At 73.0% G+C, this 18,863-nt stretch carries 16 protein-coding genes; 8 read left to right on the top strand and 8 right to left on the bottom strand.

The window, feature by feature from the left end; translation table 11 throughout:
• Positions 1-57: 57 nt before the first annotated feature.
• The 5 genes from DFP74_RS18525 to DFP74_RS18505 form a co-directional block, all read right to left on the bottom strand.
• Positions 58-942, bottom strand: coding sequence for a shikimate dehydrogenase (locus DFP74_RS18525; RefSeq protein WP_233571022.1), 885 nt, complete (start codon positions 940-942; stop codon positions 58-60).
• Positions 939-2,888 carry a bifunctional sugar phosphate isomerase/epimerase/4-hydroxyphenylpyruvate dioxygenase family protein gene (locus DFP74_RS18520; RefSeq protein WP_121183192.1) on the bottom strand — a complete coding sequence of 650 codons (1,950 nt, stop codon included), beginning with the start codon at positions 2,886-2,888 and terminating at the stop codon, positions 939-941. Before DFP74_RS18520 ends, DFP74_RS18525 begins: the two co-directional genes overlap by 4 nt.
• Positions 2,889-2,918: 30 nt before the next feature.
• Positions 2,919-3,917 (bottom strand): sialic acid TRAP transporter substrate-binding protein SiaP, encoded by a 999-nt coding sequence (locus tag DFP74_RS18515; protein ID WP_121183190.1) that lies wholly within the window; start codon positions 3,915-3,917, stop codon positions 2,919-2,921.
• A 127-nt stretch (positions 3,918-4,044) separates the two neighbouring features.
• On the bottom strand, positions 4,045-5,319 hold the full coding sequence (locus DFP74_RS18510) for a TRAP transporter large permease (RefSeq protein WP_121183188.1): 1,275 nt from the start codon (positions 5,317-5,319) through the stop codon (positions 4,045-4,047).
• A complete protein-coding gene (locus DFP74_RS18505; protein WP_199725696.1) occupies positions 5,316-5,867 on the bottom strand; it encodes a TRAP transporter small permease in 552 nt (183 codons plus the stop codon). The genes DFP74_RS18510 and DFP74_RS18505 overlap by 4 nt, the downstream gene beginning before the upstream one ends.
• 155 nt (positions 5,868-6,022) lie before the next feature.
• On the opposite strand from DFP74_RS18505, the gene DFP74_RS18500 reads away from it, so the two are divergent.
• The gene (locus DFP74_RS18500) at positions 6,023-7,024 is read left to right on the top strand and encodes a LacI family DNA-binding transcriptional regulator (RefSeq protein WP_121188344.1); all 1,002 of its coding nucleotides are present in this window, start codon (positions 6,023-6,025) and stop codon (positions 7,022-7,024) included.
• 107 nt (positions 7,025-7,131) lie between these two features.
• Here the strand turns inward: DFP74_RS18500 and DFP74_RS18495 are convergent, their stop codons facing one another.
• Entirely contained in the window at positions 7,132-7,758 is a 627-nt protein-coding gene (locus tag DFP74_RS18495) for a TetR/AcrR family transcriptional regulator (RefSeq protein WP_121183187.1), read from the bottom strand.
• Positions 7,759-7,909: 151 nt separating this feature from the next.
• Here DFP74_RS18495 and DFP74_RS18490 point away from each other — a divergent pair, with 151 nt between their 5' ends.
• Together DFP74_RS18490 and DFP74_RS18485 are read left to right on the top strand one after the other, a co-directional pair.
• Positions 7,910-10,675, top strand: coding sequence for a glycoside hydrolase family 3 protein (locus tag DFP74_RS18490; protein WP_121183185.1), 2,766 nt, complete (start codon positions 7,910-7,912; stop codon positions 10,673-10,675).
• Between the two features lie 2 nt (positions 10,676-10,677).
• Positions 10,678-13,119 carry a glycoside hydrolase family 3 C-terminal domain-containing protein gene (locus DFP74_RS18485; RefSeq protein WP_121183183.1) on the top strand — a complete coding sequence of 814 codons (2,442 nt, stop codon included), beginning with the start codon at positions 10,678-10,680 and terminating at the stop codon, positions 13,117-13,119.
• Between the two features lie 87 nt (positions 13,120-13,206).
• Here DFP74_RS18485 and DFP74_RS18480 read toward each other — a convergent pair whose 3' ends face one another.
• The gene (locus tag DFP74_RS18480) at positions 13,207-13,845 is read right to left on the bottom strand and encodes a GyrI-like domain-containing protein (RefSeq protein ID WP_121183181.1); all 639 of its coding nucleotides are present in this window, start codon (positions 13,843-13,845) and stop codon (positions 13,207-13,209) included.
• Positions 13,842-14,363: a PadR family transcriptional regulator gene (locus tag DFP74_RS18475; protein ID WP_121183180.1), complete on the bottom strand. Its 522-nt coding sequence runs from the start codon at positions 14,361-14,363 to the stop codon at positions 13,842-13,844. Before DFP74_RS18475 ends, DFP74_RS18480 begins: the two co-directional genes overlap by 4 nt.
• 246 nt (positions 14,364-14,609) lie before the next feature.
• On the opposite strand from DFP74_RS18475, the gene DFP74_RS18470 reads away from it, so the two are divergent.
• The 5 genes from DFP74_RS18470 (at position 14,610) to DFP74_RS18450 (ending at position 18,857) form a co-directional block, all read left to right on the top strand.
• Positions 14,610-15,017: a YciI family protein gene (locus tag DFP74_RS18470; RefSeq protein WP_121183178.1), complete on the top strand. Its 408-nt coding sequence runs from the start codon at positions 14,610-14,612 to the stop codon at positions 15,015-15,017.
• Between the two features lie 6 nt (positions 15,018-15,023).
• Positions 15,024-16,169 (top strand): RNA polymerase sigma factor, encoded by a 1,146-nt coding sequence (locus DFP74_RS18465; RefSeq protein WP_121188343.1) that lies wholly within the window; start codon positions 15,024-15,026, stop codon positions 16,167-16,169.
• Between the two features lie 135 nt (positions 16,170-16,304).
• On the top strand, positions 16,305-16,655 hold the full coding sequence (locus DFP74_RS18460; protein ID WP_121183176.1) for an NADH-quinone oxidoreductase subunit A: 351 nt from the start codon (positions 16,305-16,307) through the stop codon (positions 16,653-16,655).
• Positions 16,646-17,935, top strand: coding sequence for a hypothetical protein (locus DFP74_RS18455; RefSeq protein WP_121183174.1), 1,290 nt, complete (start codon positions 16,646-16,648; stop codon positions 17,933-17,935). Before DFP74_RS18460 ends, DFP74_RS18455 begins: the two co-directional genes overlap by 10 nt.
• On the top strand, positions 17,928-18,857 hold the full coding sequence (locus tag DFP74_RS18450; RefSeq protein ID WP_121183172.1) for a complex I subunit 1 family protein: 930 nt from the start codon (positions 17,928-17,930) through the stop codon (positions 18,855-18,857). The genes DFP74_RS18455 and DFP74_RS18450 overlap by 8 nt, the downstream gene beginning before the upstream one ends.
• The last annotated feature ends 6 nt before the right edge of the window (positions 18,858-18,863 follow it).

Genomic DNA, 18,863 nt, shown 5'->3' with positions numbered 1-18,863 from the left:
GCATTCCGGGCTCGCGGCCGCCTGGACCGCAGAAAAACACGGCCTAGCCACGTCGAGTCAGGCGATGAGGGTGTGGAAGTGGGCGAGCATGCGCTCGGGGTCGGGGTCCAGGCCCGTGAACAGGCTGAACGCCTGGGCGGCCTGGAACACCGCCATCTCCCCTCCCCGCAGGGTCGCGCACCCGCGTTCCTCGGCCAGGGCCAGCAGCTCGGTGCGCAGCGGCCGGTAGACGATGTCGGCCACCCACATCGGCGGACGCAACAGCTCCGCCGGCACCGGGGTGCCCGGGTGGTGCGCCATCCCCGTCGGTGTCGCGTTGACCAGGCCGTCCGTCTCCGACAGCAGCGCGCCGAGCGCGTCCGCCCCGGCGGTTCGGCACTCCGTTCCCGGAACGAGCCCGCCGAGGCGCTCGGCCAGGCCCCGGGCCCGGGCCGCGTCGGTGTCGACCACGGTCACCTCCCGGGTCCCCGATCCGAGCAGCGCGTAGGCCACCGCCGCGCCCGCCCCGCCGGCGCCCAGGACCACGACGCGTTCGCGGGGCGCCTCGGGCAGTCCGCGCTCGAGGCACTGGGCGAACGCCGACCAGTCGGTGTTGTGCCCGATGGCCCGACCGGACTCGAACACCACCGTGTTCACCGCCCCCAGCGCGGCCGCGTCGGGGGTGAGCCCGTCCAGCGCGGGCAGCACGAGCTGTTTGCACGGGTGGGTGATGTTGAGGCCGTTGAAGCCCAGGTGCCGGGCCGACCCCACCAGGCCGCCCACCGCGTCCGGGGGCAGGCCCGCTTCGGTGAGGTCGATGGTCCGGTAGATCAACCGGCGGCCGAGCTCGGCCGCCTCCCGCTCGTGCATCGGCGGTGTCAGGGAGGGCCCGATGCCGGTCCCGATGAGCCCCACCAGGGAGGAGCCGGCGTCCGACTCCTCCACACGCGTCCCCACGCTCAACGGCTCGCCTCCGCTCGCTGCGCCGCCATGCGGAAGGGGCTGTTGGCGGAGCCGTAGCCCGCGTACCCGCCCGTGCGCTGGACGACCTCCAGGAAGAGCCGGCCGTCGAGCATCGGTGTGTAGAAGTGCCGGAACTCGCCGTCCCCCGCCCGGTCGTACAGGACGCCGAACTCGCGCATGCGCTCCACCTCCAGGGGTTCCAGATCCGTGCGGCAGGCGAGGTCGGCGTAGTAGTTGTCGGGGATGCGCAGCGGCTCGGCGCCGTGCGCCCGCATGGCGCGCGCGACCGCGAACACGTCCTCGCAGCCGAAGGCGACGTGCTGGGGACCGCCGCGCACGTCCTCGTAGGGCCCACGACCGAGCAGGGAGGCGTTGAGGGCGATGCGCGGTCCCGCGCCGTCGCGACTCATCGCCCGGCTGCGCACCATGCCGTCGGGCGCGGCCAGTTCGACACCGTCGTCGGGTTCCAGGCCCAGGACGGACCGGTAGAAGAGCGAGGCCTCGTCGAAGTGGTCGAAGGGCTGGAACAGCCCCACGTGGTCGATGCCGCCGAGGACGGCCCGGCCCGTGCCGGTCGGCCCCTCCACCGGAACGGTGAAGTCGGACAGCCAGTCCTGTCCGTCCCCCGGGTCCTGGGCGCAGAAGAAGATCGAGGTGCCGTCGGGCGCCGCCACGGCGTGCAGGGCGGCCTCGGCCGGGTCGCGCCGCCGGGGCAGGGTCGGGGCCAGCAGCCGCTCCGCCCTCCGCATCGCCGCGTCGGCGTCCTCCACGTCGACGCCGAGGGCGGTGACCGCCGCGTCACCGCTCCAGGTGTGGCCCAGCTGGGGATCCGTGGCGTTGAGCAGCACGCGGACGTCGCCGTTGGACCACAGCTGGACCGGTTTGGAGCGGTGGTCGCGGGTGTGCCGGAACCCCAGGGACGCCAGGGCCGCGCGCACTCCCCCGGCCGAGTGCTCGGGCGCCGCGATCTCGACGAACGCGTACCCCTGGGCGCGGGTCGGCGCGGGCAGCCGGGTGAGCGCGGCCGGGGACGCGGGCCGCGTGGACGGCTCCGGGCGGCCCGCCTTCCCCGAGGGGTCGCCGTCCCGGGAAGGCCGCTCGCCGCCCCGGCCGGGCTCCTCCTCGCGCTCCCGGGCCCGGGCCGTCTCGTCCTCCAGCACGGCCAGCGACCTCAGCGCGTCGGCGGCCGTGCGTTCGGGGTCGGAGGCACGGAACACGTCGTTGAAGACCTCCAGGGACAGCGGCCCCTCGTACCCGGCGGCCAGCACGTGTCCGGTGAACCGCGTCAGGTCGAAGGCGCCCTGCCCGGGGAAGCAGCGGTGGTGGCGGCTCCAGTGCAGGACGTCCATGGGCATCAGCGGCGCGTCGGCGAGCTGGAGGAAGAAGATCTTCTCGCCGGGGATGTCCCTGATCCCGGACGGGTCATGGCCCCGGGACAGGATGTGGAAGCTGTCCAGGCACACGCCCAGGCCGGGGTGGTCGGCCTCCCGGACCAGGCGCCAGGCGTGCCGGTAGTCGTCGACCCACCGCCCCCACGCCAGTGCCTCGTAGGCGATGCGGACCCCGTAGGGCGCCGCGGTCTCGGCCAGCCGCCGCAGCTGCGCGGCGGCGCGGGCGTCGTCGTCGACCGACTGCGCCGCGACACTGGAACACACCAGCATCACGTCCACCCCCAGTTCCACCATGAGGGCGAACTTGGCCTCGGCCCGCCGGAGGTTGCGCTCCAACCGGTCCTCGTCCACGCCCTCGAAGTCACGGAAGGGCTGGTAGAGGTCGATGGTCAGGCCCAGCGACTCGGCCAGAGTCCGTACCTCGCGGGGCGGGAGCACCGACCCGATGAGGTCGTTCTCGAAGATCTCCACACCGTCGAAGCCCACCCGGGCCGCGGCCCTGAGCTTCTCCTCCAGGGTGCCGCTGAGTGAGACCGTGGCGATGGAACGCCGCATGCGTCACGCCTTCCTGTTCGCTCGCCGTACCTACTCGGTCTCCTGGAAGGACTCGTACAGCTCGCGCTGCTCGCCCTCCAGGTTCTGCGCGAAGTACTCCTGTACCTGGCTCCGGAACGCCTCGACGTCCACGTCGTCGACGACCTCGATGGAACCCTCGGCACGCCACTCCTGCAGAATCTCCTCCTCGGCCTCCTCGATGCACGCGCGGTTGTCCGCGCGCACCGAGCCGACCGCCTCCTGGAGGACCTCCTGCTGATCGGCCGACAGCTCGTTCCAGGTCTGGCCGGAGACGACGATCATCTGCGAGCCGATCTGGTGGCCGGTGAGGCTGATGTGCGACTGCACCTCGTCGAAGTTGTCACCGGCGATGGTGGGGATGGGGTTCTCCTGGCCGTCCACGGTCCCCTGTTGCAGGGCGAGGTAGACCTCCTCGAAGGCGACCGTGGTCGGCTCGGCGCCCATGGCCTCGGCGTTGGCGAGGTAGATGGGCGAGTCCGGGAAGCGCATGCGCAGTCCGGCCAGGTCGCCGGGGGTGCGGATGGGCTCGTTGGCGGTGAAGTGACGGTCGCCGAAGTACCAGGCGTCGAGGATCTTGACGCCGGTGGCCTCCTCGAACCCGTCGCGGAGGGGCTGGGAGGCCTCGGAGTCGAAGTAGCCGAACAGGTGGTCGGCGTCGCGGAACGCGTAGGCGGCGTCCAGGACACCGATCGGCTCGTAGGAGGACCCGAGCGCCGCCGAGCCCTGCACGTCCATATCGATGTCGCCCGACATCACCGAGGCGAAGGTCTCGGTGTTGGAGCCGAGCGTGCTGTTGGGGAAGGTGTCGACGGAGAACCCGGCGTCGGCCTCGGCCACGCGCTCGGCGACCAGGTCGATGCCGCACCGGGTGTGGGGGTGGTCCTCGGTGTAGCTGTTGGCGAAGGTCAGGACCGGTTCCTCGTCGCCGGATCCACCTCCGCTGCCGCAGGCGGTGGCGGCGAGCACCACGGCGGGGAACAGGGCCATCAGTCGGGTCGTCTTGCGCATGGGAATCCTCGGGGGTCGGTTCTCATCGGGCGGTGCGGTCGTGTCCGTGACCGCGGGGTCGGGTCCGTCGGGCTCGGGGCGGGGCCGTCACGTTCGGGGCCGGGTCGTCACGTTCGGGGCGGGGCCGTCACAGGTCCAGGAGTCCGGGAAGGAACAGGACCAGGTCGGGGAAGAGGATGAGGAGCAGCAGCACCGCCACCAGCGGCACCAGGAACGGAGCCGTGCCGCGGAACACCTCGTGCATGGGTGTGCGGGTCGCCGATCCGAGGACGAAGAGCACGCCGCCGATCGGAGGCGTGAGCAGGCCGATCATGAGGCAGAGGATCGTGATCACCCCGAAGTGCACGGGGTCGGCTCCCAAACGGACGGCGACGGGGAGCAGGACCGGGACGGTGATGACCAGCGCGGCGATGGGTTCCAGGACGGTGCCGATCATGATCAGCACCGCGCTGACCAGCAGCAACAGCAGCGTGGGGTCGTCGGTGAGGCCCAGCAGGAAGCCGGCGACCTGCTGGGGCACCTGCTCGCGGGCCAGGACCCAGCCGAGGAGGCCGGAGGCGGCCAGGATGATCGCGATGGAGGCGGCCGTGGTGACGGTCTCCACGCCGATGTTCCACAGGGAGCGCCAACCCAGCCTTCGGTAGAGCAGGCCCAGGAGCAGGACGTAGGCGACCCCGACCGACGCCGCCTCGGTCGGGGTGAACAGGCCGCTGAGGATGCCGCCGAGCAGCAGCACCGGAGCCAGCAGCGGACCGGCCGCACGCCGTGTCGCGGCGCCCAGCTCACCCCGCTCGGCCCGCTTCCCGGCGAGTTCGGGTCTGCGCCGTGCCCACAGGAACACGGCCAGGGCCAGACCGCCGGCCATCAGTACGGCCGGGAGCACCGCGGCGGCGAACAGCGCGGCCGTGGAGACCGCCGCGACCGACGCGTACACGATCGCCGGAATGCTGGGCGGCATGATCGGGCTGATCAGGCTGGTGGAGGCGGTCAGGCCCAGGGCGAAGCGCCGCGGGTAGCCCGCCTTGGTCATCGCCGGAACCATCATCTTGCCCATGCCCGCCACGTCGGCCAGCGCCGTGCCGCTGATCCAGGAGAAGCCGACGCTGACGCCGATGTTGACGTAGCCGAGGCCGCCGCGCGCCCGGCCCAGCAGGACCTGGGCGAACGCGAAGAGCCGGTCGGCGATCCCGGTGTGGTTGGCGACCACGCCGAGGAGGATGAACAGCGGGACGGCCAGCAGCGGAAAGCTGTTGACCTCCTGCGCCGCCGTGCGCAGGCTCAACCCGGTGGACTGGCCGCCGACGGCCATGTAGGTCAGGCACGGGCCCAGGATCGCGAACGCGATGGGTACCCGCAGGAGCAGCAGCACGAGGATGCCGAGGATGACCAGGAGCGCGCTCATCGGGTCGCCTCCCCCGTCTGGGCCGGACGGTGTTCGCGCTGGGGCGGTCCGGGAAGCAGGGCGGCGTTGGCGAGGGCGCGCAGCGACATGAGCACGACTCCGACCAGCGGGATCACGTAGGTGGCGGAGACGGGGATGCGCAGGGCCGGGGTCGACTGCGGCGACCCGCCGAAGACGAGCTCGACGGCCTCCAGGGTGAGCAGCACGCCCACCGCGGCGACCACGAGGTTGGCCAGGATCCACACCGCCCGCAGCCCGCGGTCGCCGAGGAGGAGGTCGACCACCTTGAGGGTGATGTGCTCGTCGCGGCCGACCAGGTAGCCGGCCAGGGAGAACGTGAGCCAGACCAGCCCGAGGCGGGCCAGCTCCCCGGTCCACACCCAGCCCTGCACCGGCAGGTGGCGCTGGGTGGCCTGCAGGAGGATCAGGACGAGGATCAGCGCGAGCAGCGCGACCCCGACGGCCAGTTCGGCCGCCTCCAGCCGGCGCACCACCGCAGGGCGCGGCGCGGGCGGCTTGTTGCCGGGGGACGGGGGGTTGTCAGGCATCCGGACGAGCTCCACTCAGCGAACGGGGACGGTATCGGCGCAGGTCATGGGTGCGTGATCTGCGCCACCCGGGACGTGGTGTGAACCCTAGGTTTCCCGTTCGCGTCACGACAAGCGATTGCCAAAAGTTGTCACAACGCCTAGACATGGTCGTCATGGACTCCCCGAAGCGCACCACCATCTACGACGTGGCCCGGGAGGCGGGCGTCGCCGCCTCCACGGTCTCGCGCGCCCTGCGCAACCCCCGCCGGGTCAACGCGGCCACCCGCGAGCACGTCCTCCAGACCGCCGAGCGCATGGGCTACCGCCCCAGCCCTCTGGCGACGGCGTTGCAGTCGGGGCGGACCGCGACGGTGGCGATGCTGGTGCCCGACATCACCAACCCGCACTTCTTCGGGACGATCAAGGGCGCCGAGCGGCGGGCGTCCGCGGCCGGCATCACCTTCATCCTCAGCTACACCGAGGAGTCGGCCGACAACGAGCGCACCCAGATCGAGCACCTGGCCCGGTCGGTGGACGGCTTCGTCCTGGCGTCGAGCCGGATGTCGGACGAGAGCCTGTGGGAGCTGGCCGAGGAGCACAACCTGGCCCTGGTCAACCGGGAGGTGAAGGGGCTGCCCAGCGCCGTGGTCGACAGCCGGGTGGGCAGCCGGCAGATCGTGGAGCACCTGGCCTCGCTGGGGCACCGGTCACTCGTCTACCTGTCGGGCCCGCACCAGTCCTGGCCGGCCGGTGAGCGGTGGCGGGGGCTGGTCGACGGGGCGCGGGGCCTCGGCATGAGGATCACCCGCCTGGGGCCCTTCCCCCCGCGCGTGGTCGGCGGCGGGGCGGCGGCCGACGCGGCCCTGGTGACGGGGGCCACGGCCGTGGTCGCCCACAACGACCTGCTGGCCATCGGCGTGCTGCGCCGTCTGGCCGAACGGGGCGTGGCGGTGCCCGAGCAGGTCAGCGTGGTCGGGTACGACGACATCTTCGGCGCCGACTTCTGTGTCCCGGCGCTCACGACCCTGGCCGGCCCGCAGGACGAGGCCGGCCGCTCGGCCGTGGAACTGCTGCTGGAGAACCGGTCCCGCTCCACGACCCGCACGCCCGACCGAAGGGTCATGCTGCCCTCGCACCTGGTGATCCGCGACTCCACGGGCCCGGCCGACCGCTGACCTGCGGACGGCGGGAAGCAAGCGGCGGACGGCGGGAAGCAAGCGGCGGGCGGCGGGCGGCGGGCGGCGGGCGGACGTTCCCGCGACGCAGCGGACCCCGCCCCACCTCAGGCCGCGGGTCCGTCCTCCTCCGCAAGGTCCGTGCGCAGGGCGTGCAGGAGTGCGGTCACGGTGCCGCCCATGTCGATCTCGGGGTCGATCAGCCAGAGGGTCTGGAGCCCGTCGCCGAGTGCGTGGAGCACGGTCGCCAGGACCCCGGCGTCGATTCCGGTGGTGAGCGTCCCGGCCTCCTGCATCCGCCGGACGGCCCGCGTGAGCAGGTACTGGCCCTCGGCCCGGCGCTCGGCGAAGAAGTCGTGCGCCTCGTGCGAGGGGTCGGCCGCTTCGACCACCAGCGCCGAGTAGAGCTCGACCAACCCGGGGACCCCGGAGTTGGCGTCCAGCAGGGCGGCGTAGCGGTCGAGGGGGTGCAGCGGCGACGTCTCGGCCGCGGCGGCGACGTCGGCCCGGGAACGGGCCGCGTCGAGCTGGTCGCGTCGGCGCAGGACCTCGACGAAGAGCCGCTCCTTGGTGCCGAAGTGGTGCAGCACGCCGGCGGGGCTCAGCCCGGCCGACTCGGCGATGGCCTTGACGGACGTACCGCGATACCCGTGACGTGCGATGAGCTCCAACGCCGCGGCCAGGATCTCTTCACGCTTCGCCGCCGTCTTGCCGTACGGGCCTCGCCGATTCATGAGCACATCCTACGACTGAACGACGTTTGGTTTTAAAAACCGAACGACGTATAGTTTTCGTGCCCGCCACCAGGCAGGACCTCGGCCGCGACCACATCGGCTCGAATCCCCCGCCGCCTCCGGCGGCCTCCGTCAGGCAAGGACGACCCCTATGGACCACAGCGAGTACCGGCGACTGGTGCAGCAGTACCGAGCCGAGGCGAAGCAGCGCTTCGCCGACCTCAGGGCACGGCGCAGGGAGCGGCGCGGCAAGCCCGTCGCCGAGCGCCTGGAAGCGCGCCGCGCCGAGCGGGCCGAGGTCAAGGCCTGGCGCGCCGAGGTGAAGGCCGCCGAACCCCGCCGGGAGCGCCGGGCCCGCAGGAAGGGCTTCAAGGCGTTCCGCAGGCGTCAGCACCGCTGGATCAAGCTCACCGCACTGGGTGTGGTCGTCGCCCTGATCGCGAGTGTCCTGGGGTCCTGGTACCACACCGCCACGCGCCCGGCCACGGAGGACCAGGCGGCCGCGCGGGAGCACTCCCTGGGCGTGGCCGACCAGGTCATGGCGGAGGGCCTGGTCCTGCTCCGGAACGAGGAGGACGTGCTTCCGCTGGCGGACCGCGAGGTCAGTGTCTTCGGCGTGAGCGCGGCCACGCCCGTCTTCGGCGGAGGCGGAGCGGGCGGCATCTCCTCCGTCGGAGCGCAATCGCTCTTCGCCGCGCTCGAGGAGGCCGGCGTCGACTACGACCGGGCGGTGCGCGACCTCTACGGCAACTACGCGGACAACGGCGAGGCCACGACCGAGCCCTACGAGGAGCCCGAGGCCGGCGTCGTCGACGAACTCCTGCCCTCGCTCAAGGGCTTCTTCGTCACCTCACCGACCGAGATGCCCGTCGAACACCTCTCCGACGCGGTCCTGTCCGATGCCCGCGAGCACTCCGACACCGCGGTCTACGCGGTCGGCCGGGCGGGCATGGAGGGCAGGGACTTCACCCCCGAGGACCTGCGCCTGACCGAGGACGAGCGCGCCACCCTGGAGGCACTGGACGCGACCTTCGAGCACGTGGTGGTCCTCGTCAACAGCGCCAACGCGATGGAGCTCGGCTTCCTGGAGGAGTACGAGAGCGTGGACGCCGCGCTGTGGATCGGCGGCCCCGGCGAGACCGGCATGAACGCGGTGGCGCGCGCCCTCACCGGCGAGGTGAACCCGTCCGGGCGCCTCACCGACACCTACGCCTATGACATCGACACCCACCCGGCCGTGCTCAACACCGGCGACTTCGAGTACACCGACGACGGCGGCGAGCCCGTCGGCCGCTACTTCACCCATCACCTCGAAGGCATCTACGCCGGCTACCGCTACTACGAGACCTTCGTGCCCGAGGAGGAGTACGAGGACGTCGTCCAGTACCCGTTCGGGCACGGCCTGTCGTACACGGAGTTCGAGTGGTCCGACGCCGAGTTCGACACCGACGAGCACACCGTGAGCGCACGGGTCGACGTGACCAACACCGGTGACGCGCCCGGCCGGGAGGTCGTGCAGGTCTACTACGACGCCCCCTACGCCGACGGCGGGATCGAGAAGCCCGCGACCGTGCTCGGCGGCTACGCCAAGTCCGATCAGCTCGCACCGGGCGAGACGCAGACCGTGACGGTCGCCTTCGACACCGCCGCCATGGCCTCCTACGACGACCGCGACGCCCAGGCGTGGGTCCTGGACGAGGGCGACTACGGGATCCGGCTGGCCCGCGACGTGCACGACACCGTGGACAGCGCGACCCACGCCCAGCCCGAGCGGGTCGTCATCGACACCGACCCGGCCACGGGCGCCGAGATCACCAACCGGTTCGACGACGCGCGGGGCGATCTGGCCTACCTGTCGCGCGGCAACCCCGACGAGACCTTCCCGACGGCTCCCACCGAGGACGACCTGCGCATGCCCGACGGGCTGCTGGAGGACGACTACGCGCTGGAGGCCGACCCGGACGCCTCCGCGCCCGTCACCGGCGCGGACCACGGTCTCGAACTCGCCGACCTGAAGGGGGCGCCGATGGAGGACCCCCGCTGGCAGGACTTCCTCGACCAGCTCACCGAGGACGAGCTGGTCGCGCTGTCCGGCAACGGCGGCTACTGGTCCGTGGGGATCGAGCGCCTGGGCGTCCCGGAGACGACGATGTACGACGGCCCCGCCAGCATCCGCGACTTCATCGGGCACTGGACCACGGTCGCCTTCCCCACCCCCGTGGTCCTGGCCTCGACGTGGAACGACGAGCTCGCCCTGGAGGTCGGGCGGTCGATGGGCGCGGAGGCGCAGTCCTACGGCGTCGACGCGGTCTACGGCCCCTCCCTCGACCTGCACCGCTCACCGCTGGGCGGGCGCAACTTCGAGTACTTCTCCGAGGACCCGCTGCTCACCGCGCGGATCGGCGCCCAGTACGTGTCCGGTCTCCAGTCGCAGGGCACCGTGGCCGTGATCAAGCACTTCGCGGGCAACGTCCAGGAGACCAACCGGGCCGCGATGGGCCTGTACGTGTGGACGACCGAGCAGGCGTGGCGCGAACTGCACCTGCGCCCCTTCGAAGCCGCGGTCAAGGACGGTGGCGCGCACGGGGCCATGACCGCCTTCAACCGCGTCGGCACCACCTGGGCGGGCGGCAGCGAGGCACTGCTCACCGACGTCCTGCGCGGTGAGTGGGGCTTCGAGGGCTTCGTCATCACCGACGCCGGCATCGTGGGCCAGGGCGCCCACTTCGACGCACGCCAGGCGGTCGAGGCGGGCAACGACATGATCCTCGGGCTGCTCGTCGACCTTCCGGGGGCAGGCTCCTACGAGCAGGAACTCGCCGACTACCTCGAACAGGACAGGGCCGGGACGCTGACCGCGCTGCGCGAGTCGGCGCACCACATCCTGTTCTACGTGCTCCAGACGAACAGGATCTGACAATGGCAGAGACAGCTCCCCTCCGGCACGCGCAGACCGTGGCACGCCTGTCGCTGGAGGAGAAGGCCTCCCTCACCTCGGGCGCCAACTTCTGGAACACCGAGTCCGTCGCGCGCGCAGGGGTGCCGTCGATCATGCTGACCGACGGCCCGCACGGCGTGCGCAAGCAGGGCGGCAAGGCCGACCACCTCGGGCTCAACGCCTCGCTGCCCGCCACGTGCTTTCCGACGGCCGCCGCCCTGGCCCAGAGCTGGGACGTCGACCTGATGGAACGGGTGGGACGGTCGCTCGGAGCCGAGGCCCGCGGGGCCGGTGTGGCGGTCCTGCTCGGGCCGGGCCTGAACATCGTGCGCAACCCGCTCGGGGGGCGGTCCTTCGAGTACTTCTCCGAGGACCCGCGGCTGTCGGGCGACCTCGCCGCCGGGATGGTGCGCGGCATCCAGTCCACGGGTGTGGCGGCCTGCCCCAAGCACTTCGCGGTCAACGGCCAGGAGCACCTGCGCATGTCGATCGACGAGGTGGTCGATGAGCGCTCGCTGCGCGAGATCTACCTCGAGGGGTTCCGGCGCGTGGTCCAGCAGGCCCGACCGCGCACCCTCATGACCTCGTACAACAAGGTCAACGGCACCTACGCCAACGAGAACACGCACCTGCTGGTCGACATCCTGCGGGACGAGTGGGGGTTCGACGGCGTCGTCGTCACCGACTGGGGCGGCAACCACGACCGGATCGCCGGCCTCCTGGCCGGCAACCAGCTCGAAATGCCCTCCTCGGGCGGTGTGACCGACCGGCGGATCGTCGAGGCCGTGCGCTCGGGGCGCCTGGACGAGGCCGTGCTCGACCGCGCGGTCGACGACCTCATCGCGCTCGCGCTGGAGACCACGTCCGCCCTGGAGGGGGCCGAACCGGTCGACCCGGACGCCCAGCACCGCGCCGCCGTCGACACCGCCCGGAGGTGCCTCGTACTCCTGCGCAACGCCCCCGGAGCCGACGGCGAGCCGGTGCTGCCGCTGCCGGACTCCTCCCGGGTGGCCGTGATCGGCGACTTCGCCGAGACGCCGCGCTACCAGGGCGCGGGGTCCTCGCTGGTCAACCCCACCCGGGTGGACGACGCGCTGAGCGCCCTGCGGTCCGGCCCGTTGGAGGTCGTCGGCTTCGCCCGCGGCTTCCACCGGTTCGGCGGGCCGAGCCGCCGGCTCGCCGACCAGGCCCTCGCACTCGCCGGCCGGGCCGACACCGTGCTCCTCTTCCTGGGACTGGACGAGTCGAGCGAGGCCGAGGGGGTGGACCGCGAGCACCTGCGGCTGCCCGCCGACCAGCTCGCGCTGGTCGAGCGCCTGACCCGGGTCCACGACCGCGTCGTGGTCGTGCTGGCCGGCGGCGCCCCGGTCGAGCTCCCGTTCGCCGAGGACGTCGCCGCGATCCTGTACACCTCGCTGGCCGGGCAGGGCGGGGGCACGGCCGTCGCCGACACGATCACCGGCCGCCACAACCCCGGCGGCAGGCTCGCCGTCACCTTCCCGATGCGCTACGCGGACGTGCCCTCGGCCCGTTCGGTCGCCGCGGCGGGCACGTTCCCGGGCCGCGAGCGCACCGCCGAGCACCGCGACGGCCTCTTCGTCGGCTACCGGTACTACACCACCCGGGACGTGGCGGTCCGCTACTGCTTCGGACACGGTCTGAGCTACACCGCGTTCGAGTACTCCGGCCTCGACGTCGACCTGCGGGCCGGCGGAGGGACGGTGCGGTTCACCCTCCGCAACACCGGGGACCGGGCCGGCCGCGAGGTGGCGCAGATGTACGTCACTCCGGAGGCGGCCGCGGTGCCGCACCCCGCGGCCGAGCTCGCGGGCTTCGCCTCCGTGGAGCTCGAACCGGGGCAGGAGCGGCGCGTGGAGATCGCGCCCGACGGCCGGGCGTGGGAGTACTTCGACGTCGACGCGAACGCGTGGCGCCGGCACGGCGGGCCGTACGCGATCAGGGTCGGGGCGTCGGTGGCGGACGTCCGCCTGGCGACGACGGTGGTCGTCGAGGGCGAGAGCGGCGACGGGGGCGAGGGCGGTGACCAGCGCGAGAGCCGTGACCGGGGCGAGGGCGGTGCGCCGGCCGGCGCCTACGCGGCCGGGGACGTGCACAACGTCGGCGACGCCGAGTTCGCCGCGCTGCTCGGCCGCCCCCTGCCGGCCGCGTCGTGGGACCCCGGGACGCCGCTCGGGCTCGACGACACCGTGGCGCAGCTGCGCCACGCCAACCTGCTCGGGCGCGGTGTGCTGGGACTGCTGCACACCGCGCGCCGCGTCCTGCGGGCCGTGAGGCGGCCGCACGCCGCGAACAACGTCATGTTCCTCGTGAACATGCCGTTCGCCAAGATCGAGGGGTACTCGGGCGGCAAGGTGTCGAAGGCGGCGGTCGAGCGCTTCCTGCGCCGGGTCCGCCGGCGCTGAGCCGGGAGCCGCGCCCACGCGGCGCGGGCGGGTGGAGCGGGTGTGCGGCGCTGGGGCAGGCCTCAGCGCCGCACCGGCTCCTCCGCCTCAGCGCCGCACCGGCTCCTCCACCGCGACGGCGACCGGTTGCCTCAGGATCGTGCGGAGCTTCTCGGGGGCGGCGCGGCGGAAGTCGCTGAGGTAGATCTCGTGGTGGCGGCCGGTCATCCGTAGCCCCTGGGCCGGGATGAACTCGTGGTGCATCCGGGCGAGGACGTCCGCCTCGTCGTCGAACGGGCCCACGTGCAGCGTCTGCACGCAGCGGCCCTCGGACAGCGTCTCCAGGCGGACGTCGCCGAGCCGGGCGGGCCGGTTCTTCGCCGCGACCCGGTGGAGGGCGGCCTCGAACATCTCCGGGCCGGTCCAGTCCGGGACCATGATCATCAGCGTCCAGTGCCACCGCGACTTGTCGCGCGCCGCGGTGAAGGCGTCCATGTCCTCGGCCCACCACAGCCCTTCCAGCGGCATGACGACGTAGTCGCGGCCGAGGTCCTGTTTGCTGGCGAACTTGAGCTTGTAGGCCACCGGGTAGAGCGCCTCGACCGCTTCGGTGAAGGCCGGGGTGTTGGGGTTCCCGTATCCGTCGACCATGAGGTAGCGCAGCTCCGGCACGTCCACGGTCCGGAACCGGCCCGCCGTGGCGCGGTAGGAGTCGAGGGTCTTCTTGAAATCGGTCTTGTCCGTCATCCGGGCACCTGGACTCGGGCGGCGAGCCACGACCTCTCCGCCTCCAGGAGGCTGAGCGAGTAGGAGAACACCTCGCGCGCCGCCCGCGCGGAGGAGGCCTGCGCCCGTTCGGCCGCACGCACCGCGGCCACCCGCTCCTCCACCTGGGCCAGCCGGGCGCGCAGCGCGTCGGCGTACTCCCGTTCGGAGAGCAGCGGCAGGTTGGCCAGGCCCACGAGCAGCGGGTGCGGCAGCGGGCGCGGCTCCCGGATGAGGGCGAGCGCGCCCTCCTGGGCGGCCCGCCGCCCGGCCGCGGTGGCGTGGTGGACGCGGCGGGACCGCGCCGCGTCCGGGGCGTCGGGGACGTGGACCAGGCCCCGCTTCACGAGCTTGGCGAGCAGGTAGTAGATCGAGGAGAACCCGATGTCGGTCCACTGGCGGACGCCGCGCCGCTCGATGACCTGCTCCAGGTCGTAGCCGTGCCGGGGCCGTTCGATGATCAGGCCCAGGACGGTCAGTTCGGCGGGTGTCAGCTCCACATCGGTATTCTAGCACTAGAATACCGATTCGGCCGGTGCCACGGTCGCTACGGCGCTACAGGCCCGAGCGGTGGGATGCTGGGCGGTGGGGCACACGAGGGCGCGAGCGACCACGGTGCTCCCCCGGTCGGCGGTGTTCGCGGACCCGCGAAAAAAGATGCGCGACGGATGTCGAGGACCCGCGGACGGCTCCGTCCCCGCTGTGAACACGGCCCACCGGGGCCGTACCGCACCGAGGAGAATCCCATGGCCAAGTACCTGCTGCTCAAGCACTACCGCGGCGCGCCCGAGGCGGTCAACGACGTGCCGATGGACCAGTGGAAGCCGGAGGAGGTGACCGCCCACGTCCAGTACATGAACGACTTCGCGGACCGGCTCGTGGGCACCGGCGAGTTCGTCGACGGCCAGGCGCTCTCCCCCGAGGGCACGTTCGTCCGCTACGACGGCGAGGGGCGCCCGCCGGTGACCGACGGCCCGTTCGCGGAGACCAAGGACCTGATCGCCGGCTGGATGGTGATCGACGTCGAGACCTATGAGCGGGCGCTGGAGCTGGCGGGCGAGCTGTCCGCGGCACCGGGCGCGGGCGGAAAGCCGATCCACGAGTGGCTGGAGGTGCGCCCGTTCCTGACCGCCGCCCCGACCGTCACGGAGTGACCCATGGTGGATGAGGCCCTTCTCAGGAACCTCACCCCCGCCGTGCTCGGCGTCCTCGTCCGCCGCGGAGCCGACTTCGCGGCGGCCGAGGACGCCGTACAGGACGCCCTGGTGGAGGCCGTGCGCGGATGGCCCGACGACCCGCCGCGCGACCCCAAGGGATGGCTGGTCACCGTGGCCTGGCGCAAGTTCCTCGACGCCGTCCGCGCCGATGCCTCCCGCCGGCACCGCGAGGTACGCGTCGAGGCGGAGCCCCCGCCCGGCCCGGGCGAGGCGGTCGACGACACGCTCCAGCTGTACTTCCTGTGCGCGCACCCGTCGCTGACCCCGGCCTCGGCCGTCGCGCTCACGCTGCGCGCGGTCGGCGGCCTGACCACGCGCCAGATTGCGAGGGCCTACCTGGTGCCGGAGGCGACCATGGCCCAGCGGATCAGCCGGGCCAAGAGGACCGTCTCCGGCGTCCGGTTCCACGAGCCCGGCGACGTGGCCACGGTGCTGCGCGTGCTCTACCTGGTCTTCAACGAGGGCTACTCCGGCGACGTCGACCTCGCCGCCGAGGCGATCCGGCTCACGCGCCGGCTGGCGGCCATGACCCGTCACGAGGAGGTCGCGGGCCTGCTCGCGCTCATGCTGCTGCACCACGCGCGGCGCCCTGCGCGGACCGGCCACGACGGCCGGCTCGTGCCGCTCGCCGAGCAGGACCGGGGCCTGTGGGACACCCGCCTGATCGCCGAGGGCGTCGACGTGCTCCAGGCCGCCCTGGCCCGCGACCGCCTGGACGAGTTCCAGGCCCAGGCCGCCATCGCCGCACTGCACGCCGACGCGCTCACGGCCGAGGAGACCGACTGGGTGCAGATCGTCGAGTGGTACGACGAACTGGTGCGCCTCACCGGGAGCCCCGTGGCCCGGCTCAACCGGGCCGTCGCGGTCGGTGAGGCCGACGGCGCGCGGGCGGGCCTGGCCGCACTGGCCGGGCTCGACCCCGCGCTGCCCCGGTTCACCGCCGTCGCGGCCTACCTGCACGAGCGCGACGGCGACCCGGTGACCGCGGCCCGGCTCTACGCCGACGCCGCCCGGGCGGCGGCCAGCCTTCCCGAACGCGACCACCTCACCCGCCAGGCCGCACGCCTGAACGCGCGCCCACACGGCTGAGCCTGGCGGGGGCGATCGGCCGAGCCGGGCAGGGGCGGGCGGCCGGTGAACGACACGCCCGTGCGCCCCGCACGCGGCTCCTGGTTTCGGGCGGCCTCCTCGCCTAGCGTGTGCGTCGGTACCGGTAGGGGGACGATGGAGGGTTTCGGAGCGGCACTCGCCCTGGCCCTGGCCACGGGCGCTCTCCTGCTCTGTGTCCACGGCCTGGCCGCGGCGGTCGGACTCGGACGCGCCCCGGTGTCCGGCGACCCCTTCCTGTCGGGCGAGGCGGTGTCCGAGCACGCGGTGTCGCGCTATCACGTGCGCTGGTACGCGGTGGCGATGCTCTTCCTCGCCTTCGACATGGAGATGGTCTTCATGTATCCGTGGGTGCTCGTCGTGGTCAGCACGGGCACGACGGCCGTCGTGGAGATGTTCGCCTTCCTGGCCGTGCTGATGGCCGCCGTCGTCTACGCCTGGCGGGAGGGGGCGTTCCGGTGGACGTGACCGGGTGGCTGCTGGCCCGCGCCCGACCCTGCGCCTTCGTCGTCGCCGCGGTCGGCGGTACCGGCGCACGGCTGGCCGTGGAACGGCAGCTGCGCGAACGCGGCTGGCGGCAGGCCGCGGCTCCGGGCGAGGCCGACCTGCTGGTGGTCTGCGGCTCCGAGGACCCCGAGCTCGCGGACGCGGTCGAGCGCGTGTGGGCGCAGATGCCGGGTCCCCGCGCCCGCGTACGCGTAGCCGGTTCCGAGGGCGCCGCCGCGCTGCTGGACTCCGCACGGGCCCGTTTGCTGGATGTCGACCGGCAGCGCCGCGAGGCGGCCGAACGTGACGCCGACGCCCGCGCGCGCGTCCAGAGAAGTGACGGAGACGGCGAGCACGAAAGCCCTCACGACGACGGCCGTAGCGGCGAGGACGAGCACGACCGCCACGGCGGTGGCGAGAACGGCAGTCCCCACGAACGCTCTGACCACAGCGACGGCCACGGCCGCGACGGCGATGACGGCCCTGACGGCGAGGACAGCGGCCACGAGCACCACGACCAGAGCGGCGGCCGTGAACACGACCATGGCCACCACGACCACGGCGGGATGTCGATGCCCGGCGGCATTCCCATGGCCGACCGGGGCCCGGACAGGGACGGCCTCAGACTCGACCGGCTGCACGTGAGCCTGGGGCCCGCGCTGGCCGACTGGCCCGCCGGGCTCTGCCTGCGGCTGATCCTCCAGGGAGACGTCGTGCAGGAGGCGAAGGCCGTGGTCGTCTGCGGGTCCGCCACGCCCTCCACTTTCTGGGACGTCCCGGGCCCGGCCGCCGACCTGGACTCCGCGCAACGCCTCCTGGCCGTCGCCGGATGGCCGTCCGCGGCCGTGGCGGGCCGGCGGTGGCGCGACGCGCTGCTCACCGAGCCGGACCCGAGCGAGCCCACGCGGCGGGGCGTGCTCCGCTGGCTGCGCCGGGTGCGCCGCTCCCGGGTACTGCGCTGGTCCACCGGCGGGCTCGGGCGGATCACCGGGCCGGCCCCGGACCCGCTGCTCGGAGACGTCACCGACCGGTGGTCCCGCCGGCTGGACCGCGTCGAGGCGGCGGTCGGGACGAGCGGCATGCCGAGCCGAGCCGAGCGAGACACGTCCGCGGGGCGCGCGGAGGCGGCGGAGGCAGCCGTCGACCTGCTGCCCTCACTGGTGACCGGGCAGGAGCTGGCGGCGGTGCGGCTCATCGTGGCCTCGCTGGACCCCGACCTGGCGGCACTGCGCGCGCACGCGCCCGGGCGGACCCATGGTTGAGAGCGCCCCCGCACTGCTGAGCCCGCTCGTCCTCCTCGTGCTGCTGGGCGTCTTCGCCTACGGCGCGGCCGCCGGTGCGGCCGTCCTCCACGCCCGCGCCGCCGGGACCGCGCCCGTGGCCGCGATCGCCGCACCGGCCCGGGAGTCGGCCCGCCTCCTCGTGCAGCGACGGCGGACCGTGCCCGGCGCGGACACGCTTCTGTGGCGCCTGGGCGGGGCTCTCCTGCCCGTGGCCGCGGTGCTGGCCGCGATGGTGATCCCGCTCGGACCGGTCGCCGTCAGCGACCTGTCGGTCGGCGTCGTGTGGTTCAACGCCATGGAAGTGCTGGCCTGGTGCGCGGTGTGGCTGCTCGGCTGGGGCGCCAACTCCGTGTGGGGGCTGGTCGGGGGCTACCGGTTCCTGGTCCAGGGGCTCTCGTACGAGCTTCCGCACATGTTCGCCCTCATCACGGCCGCCCTCGGCGCCGGGTCGCTGCGGGTGGGCGACGTCGTCGCGGCCCAGGAGGAGGTGTGGTTCGCCGTCCTGATGCCGGCGGCCTTCGCGATCTACCTGGTCTCGGCGCTGGCCATGGCGTTCTGGGGCCCCTTCGACGCGCCCGTGGGGCGGGACCTGGCCGGCGGGGCCGCCGCCGAGCCCGCCGGAGCGGACCGGCTGGTGCTGCTCGCCGGACGGTACCTGCTCCTGACCGTGGTGGCGGCGATGGCGGTGCCGCTGTTCCTGGGCGGCGGCGCGGGTCCGCTCCTGCCCGCCTGGGCGTGGTCGCTGGTCAAGACGGCGGTGGTGCTGGGCGCTCTGGTCTGGATCGGGCACCGGGTGCCCACGGTACGGATGGACCGGTTCACCGAGGTGGGCTGGATGGTGCTCATCCCGCTCAGCCTGCTCCAGGCCCTGGTCGTCTCCGTACTCGTACTGGTCCGTTAGGGGGAT

It is taken from the genome of Nocardiopsis sp. Huas11, from assembly GCF_003634495.1.
In the GTDB taxonomy this organism is placed as follows: domain Bacteria; phylum Actinomycetota; class Actinomycetes; order Streptosporangiales; family Streptosporangiaceae; genus Nocardiopsis.
The sequence above is the reverse complement of the archived record's forward strand: the minus strand, read 5'-3'. Positions and strand labels throughout refer to the sequence as shown.

What these genes read in the sequence shown, in the direction of transcription:
- DFP74_RS18520 (WP_121183192.1), bottom strand. Translation starts at nt 2,888, where the DNA reads ATGCGGCGTTCCATCGCCACGGTCTCACTCAGCGGCACCCTGGAGGAG.
- DFP74_RS18515 (WP_121183190.1), bottom strand. Translation starts at nt 3,917, where the DNA reads ATGCGCAAGACGACCCGACTGATGGCCCTGTTCCCCGCCGTGGTGCTC.
- DFP74_RS18510 (WP_121183188.1), bottom strand. Translation starts at nt 5,319, where the DNA reads ATGAGCGCGCTCCTGGTCATCCTCGGCATCCTCGTGCTGCTGCTCCTG.
- DFP74_RS18505 (WP_199725696.1), bottom strand. Translation starts at nt 5,867, where the DNA reads ATGCCTGACAACCCCCCGTCCCCCGGCAACAAGCCGCCCGCGCCGCGC.
- DFP74_RS18500 (WP_121188344.1), top strand. Translation starts at nt 6,023, where the DNA reads ATGGACTCCCCGAAGCGCACCACCATCTACGACGTGGCCCGGGAGGCG.
- DFP74_RS18495 (WP_121183187.1), bottom strand. Translation starts at nt 7,758, where the DNA reads ATGAATCGGCGAGGCCCGTACGGCAAGACGGCGGCGAAGCGTGAAGAG.
- DFP74_RS18490 (WP_121183185.1), top strand. Translation starts at nt 7,910, where the DNA reads ATGGACCACAGCGAGTACCGGCGACTGGTGCAGCAGTACCGAGCCGAG.
- DFP74_RS18485 (WP_121183183.1), top strand. Translation starts at nt 10,678, where the DNA reads ATGGCAGAGACAGCTCCCCTCCGGCACGCGCAGACCGTGGCACGCCTG.
- DFP74_RS18480 (WP_121183181.1), bottom strand. Translation starts at nt 13,845, where the DNA reads ATGACGGACAAGACCGATTTCAAGAAGACCCTCGACTCCTACCGCGCC.
- DFP74_RS18470 (WP_121183178.1), top strand. Translation starts at nt 14,610, where the DNA reads ATGGCCAAGTACCTGCTGCTCAAGCACTACCGCGGCGCGCCCGAGGCG.
- DFP74_RS18460 (WP_121183176.1), top strand. Translation starts at nt 16,305, where the DNA reads ATGGAGGGTTTCGGAGCGGCACTCGCCCTGGCCCTGGCCACGGGCGCT.
- DFP74_RS18450 (WP_121183172.1), top strand. Translation starts at nt 17,928, where the DNA reads ATGGTTGAGAGCGCCCCCGCACTGCTGAGCCCGCTCGTCCTCCTCGTG.